The following is a 3,558-nucleotide window of genomic DNA, read 5'->3' on the forward strand; positions in this document are numbered from 1 at the left end:
AGCGAGGCGAAGTAGGCCCAGATGTCGCGGTCCTCGAGCGCCGGCAGCAGCACGACCGTCGCCTGGCTGCCGGGGTCGAGCCCGCGGCCGGCCCGGCCGACCTGCTGGTAGTAGGCCACCGGCGACTGCGGGGCGCCCATGTTGACCACGAAGCCGAGGGTCGCGTCGAACCCCATGCCGAGGGCGCTGGTCGCGACCAGCGCCTTGACCCGCCCGTCGATGAGGTCCTGCTCGAGCGCCTGGCGCTCGGTGGTCTCGGTCTGCCCGGAGTAGGCGGCGACCTCGTGGCCGCGGGAGCGCAGGTAGTCGGCGATCTCCTGGGTGGCGGCCACGGTCAGGCAGTAGACGATGCCGGACCCGGGCTGCTCGGCGAGGTGGTCGGCCAGCCACGCCAGCCGCTGCTGCGCGGTCTTGAGCCGGACCACCCCCAGCCGGAGCGACTCCCGGTCGAGGCTGCCGCGCAGCACCAGGACGTCGGTGCCCAGCTGGTCGGCCACGTCGTCGGTCACCCGGGCGTTGGCGGTCGCGGTGGTCGCCAGCACCGGGATCCCGTCGGGCAGGTCACCCAGCAGGGTCCGGATCCGGCGGTAGTCGGGCCGGAAGTCGTGGCCCCAGTCGGAGATGCAGTGCGCCTCGTCGACGACCAGCAGCCCGCAGGTGGCCGCCAGCCGGGGCAGCACCTCGTCGCGGAACCCCGGGTTGTTGAGCCGCTCCGGGCTGACCAGGAGGACGTCGATCTCGCCGGAACGGATCTGCTCCTGGATCGGCTCCCACTGCTCGATGTTGGTCGAGTTGATCGTCACCGCGCGGATGCCCGCCCGCTCGGCGGCCGCGATCTGGTTGCGCATCAGCGCGAGCAGCGGGCTGACGATCACCGTCGGCCCCGCGCCCTCGGCGCGCAGCAGCAGCGTGGCCACGAAGTAGACCGCCGACTTGCCCCACCCGGTCCGCTGCACGACCAGTGAGCGACGCCGGTCGACGGCCAGGGCCTCGATCGCCCGCCACTGGTCCTCGCGCAGCTCGGCGGTCTCGCTCCCGACCAGCGCGCGCAGGTGCCGCTCGGCCTCGCGGCGTACGTCGGTGGTGGGTGCGGTGGTCACACCACAGGTCTACCAGCGCGGACCGACGCGGACGGCGGCCCCTCCACAGGCCCGCCCGGGACCAGGACGGGACAGGGGGCCCTGTCTGCCGGGACAGGCGCACCCGCAGAATCCTGCGCATGACGACGCGCAGCCTGGCCACCGGGACCCTCCTCCTGGCCCTCACCGTCCTCGCCGCGTGCGGCGAGGACACCGACACCGGATCCGCCGCCGACCCGACGTCCGGGGGAACGCCCACCACCACCTCCACGAGCGAGCCGACCGCGTCCGGAAGCGCGTCGGACCCGGCCGACCCGGTCGCCGCTCCCGCACTGGCGACCACGCCCACGCTCCTGCAGTGCCTGGTGCAGGGCGGGCTGCTCGCCGGCGGTCCGTCGGACACCGAGCTCGCCGACGGTGTGGTCAGCGAGCGGATCTGGCTGACGCTCTCCGACGGCAGCGAGCTCGACCCGGTCACCGGCGCACTGCACGTGCTGGACGACGAGGCGCAGGCGACGACGTACGCCGAGCAGCTGCTGGCCGCGGAGGTCGCCGACGAGGTCGTGCCCGCGGAGACGGCGACTGTCTCGGTGCACGGCAACGTGGTCCGGGTGCTGGAGAGCGATGTGCTGCCTCCGCCGGCGTTCGAGCAGGCCATGCTGGGCTGCCTGCCCGGCGCGGACCCGGCGACGGTCGTGGACCCGCCGGCCCCGGGCACCGTGAACGTCGCGTCCCTCATGGAGTGCGCCGCCACAGTGGGCATGAGCGCCTTCGGCGAGCGCAGCTTCTTCGACGTCGGCGAGCAGCGCACCGGCTCGGTCATCTTCCGCAGCGCCAACGACTACGGCGGCTACGACGAGCTGGCCACCGTCTACGTCTTCCCGGACGCCGCGACGGCGCAGGCGCGCGAGACCGCGACGATCGGCGACCAGGAGGCGCGGCTGTTCGAGCGGCGCGGCAACGCCATCGGCCGGTTCCTCGACACCCTGGACGCCGCGGACCCGACCCGCGCCACCGTGCTCGGCTGCCTGCCCGCCTGAGGTCAGGCGGCCGGGCCCTTGGCCCGGACGTCGGCGACGCTCGCCATCGCGTCGCGGAGCTCGGTCAGCCAGTCGTCCTCGTGCTGGCCGACCAGGCGAACGCACCAGGCCAGCGCGTCGGCCCGGGACCGGGCGACACCGGCGTCGACCAGGGTGTCGAGCACCATCCGCTGCGGCTGGCGCAGCCGGGTCATGACCGGCGCGGCCACGTGGGTCCAGAGCTCGCGATGCGCGCCGTCACCGTCTCCCACCGTCAGACCCCACGACACCTTCGCGTCGTAGCGGTGCTCGGCCTCACGGGCGATCTCCATGCGCTGTGCCCTGGTCTCCTCGCGGAAGGCCTTGGCCCGGCCCACCCGGGCCTCGGCCCGGGCCGCGTCGGTGGCGTCCGCACCGAGGTCGACGTCGGGGATGGACAGCCGGACGGTGATCTCCTCGCGGTCGATCGTGATCTCGGCATGCGTTGCCTGCCACTCCTGCGGGAGCCGGCCGGCGAACCAACCGGCCACCTTCTCCCGCGTCTCCTGTGTAATCATGATTACATCATTACAGATCGAGCAAACCTGACGTTCGAGGAGGATGTCCGGATGGGTGTCGACGAGCCTGGTCTCCCGACGTTGTTCGAGTGGGCCGGCGGCGGGGACGCCGTACGGCGGATGGTCGACGCGTTCTACGACCGGGTCGAGAACGACGACCTGCTGTCGCCCTTCTTCCCCGGAGGGGTCTCCGAGCACCACCGCGCACACGTCGCCGCCTGGTGGTCCGAGGTCCTCGGCGGCCCGACGACCTACAGCGACGAGCTCGGCGGCTACGAGTCGATGCTGGCCCACCACCGTGACCTGGCGATCACGCACGAGCAACGGCACCGGTTCGCCGCGACGATGAGCCTGGCCGCCGACGACGCCGCGCTGCCGGACGATGCCGAGTTCCGCGCCGCGATCATCGGCTACCTCGAGTGGGGCACCCGGCTGGCGATGCAGAACTCGCGCCCCGGTGCCGACGTCGTCGAGCACGCCCCCGTCCCGCGCTGGGGCTGGGGTGTGGCGCCGCCCTGGCAGGGATGAGCCCGGCTCAGGCTGCCCAGTCGAGCCGGGTCTCGGGGAGCTCGCGGTAGATCTCGACCACCAGCGGGAGGTCGTCGGGGCGGCCGGTGAGTGCTCGGGTGCCGGTGTGGTCGACCAGGTAGTGGCCGCCGTAGGGGTCGCGCCACAGGTAGATCCCGGGGAAGGGTTGCTTGACGTCCCAGCCGCCGTGGGTCTTGATCCGGTGGTGGCTACGGGTCATCGGCCCGTAGTTCCCCAGCCCTGACTGGCCCGGTGGACCCTCGGGGTCCCAGGCGCTGGTGTGGTCGAGGTCCATGCCTCGCGACAGGCTGGACCCGTGGGGGAAGGTGTCGGCCGGCGTCATCAGATGCACGGCCTGTCGATGTCGGTCCGGGA

General features: G+C 72.8%; 4 protein-coding genes and 1 pseudogene. 2 read left to right on the forward strand and 3 right to left on the reverse strand.

Annotation, left to right across the window (positions count from 1 at the left end):
• On the reverse strand, window positions 1-1,100 hold a 1,100-nt coding region (locus JHD21_RS21470), incomplete at its 3' end, for a RecQ family ATP-dependent DNA helicase (protein WP_292679539.1).
• Window positions 1,101-1,219: 119 nt separating this feature from the next.
• Between JHD21_RS21470 and JHD21_RS21475 the strand changes: the two genes are divergently transcribed.
• Complete coding sequence (locus tag JHD21_RS21475; RefSeq protein ID WP_292679541.1) at window positions 1,220-2,119, forward strand: hypothetical protein; 900 nt, start codon at window positions 1,220-1,222, stop codon at window positions 2,117-2,119.
• Between the two features lie 2 nt (window positions 2,120-2,121).
• Here the strand turns inward: JHD21_RS21475 and JHD21_RS21480 are convergent, their stop codons facing one another.
• A complete protein-coding gene (locus JHD21_RS21480) occupies window positions 2,122-2,655 on the reverse strand; it encodes a hypothetical protein (RefSeq protein ID WP_292679543.1) in 534 nt (177 codons plus the stop codon).
• Between the two features lie 51 nt (window positions 2,656-2,706).
• On the opposite strand from JHD21_RS21480, the gene JHD21_RS21485 reads away from it, so the two are divergent.
• Window positions 2,707-3,183 (forward strand): group II truncated hemoglobin, encoded by a 477-nt coding sequence (locus JHD21_RS21485; protein ID WP_292679545.1) that lies wholly within the window; start codon window positions 2,707-2,709, stop codon window positions 3,181-3,183.
• 7 nt (window positions 3,184-3,190) lie between these two features.
• Here JHD21_RS21485 and JHD21_RS21490 read toward each other — a convergent pair.
• Window positions 3,191-3,558: pseudogene (locus JHD21_RS21490) on the reverse strand (hypothetical protein); the annotation flags it as partial.

Origin of the sequence: Nocardioides sp. (assembly GCF_016462705.1) — a bacterium.
Taxonomy (GTDB): domain Bacteria; phylum Actinomycetota; class Actinomycetes; order Propionibacteriales; family Nocardioidaceae; genus Nocardioides.

What these genes read in the sequence shown, in the direction of transcription:
- JHD21_RS21485 (WP_292679545.1), top strand. Translation starts at nt 2,707, where the DNA reads ATGGGTGTCGACGAGCCTGGTCTCCCGACGTTGTTCGAGTGGGCCGGC.
- JHD21_RS21480 (WP_292679543.1), bottom strand. Translation starts at nt 2,655, where the DNA reads ATGATTACACAGGAGACGCGGGAGAAGGTGGCCGGTTGGTTCGCCGGC.
- JHD21_RS21475 (WP_292679541.1), top strand. Translation starts at nt 1,220, where the DNA reads ATGACGACGCGCAGCCTGGCCACCGGGACCCTCCTCCTGGCCCTCACC.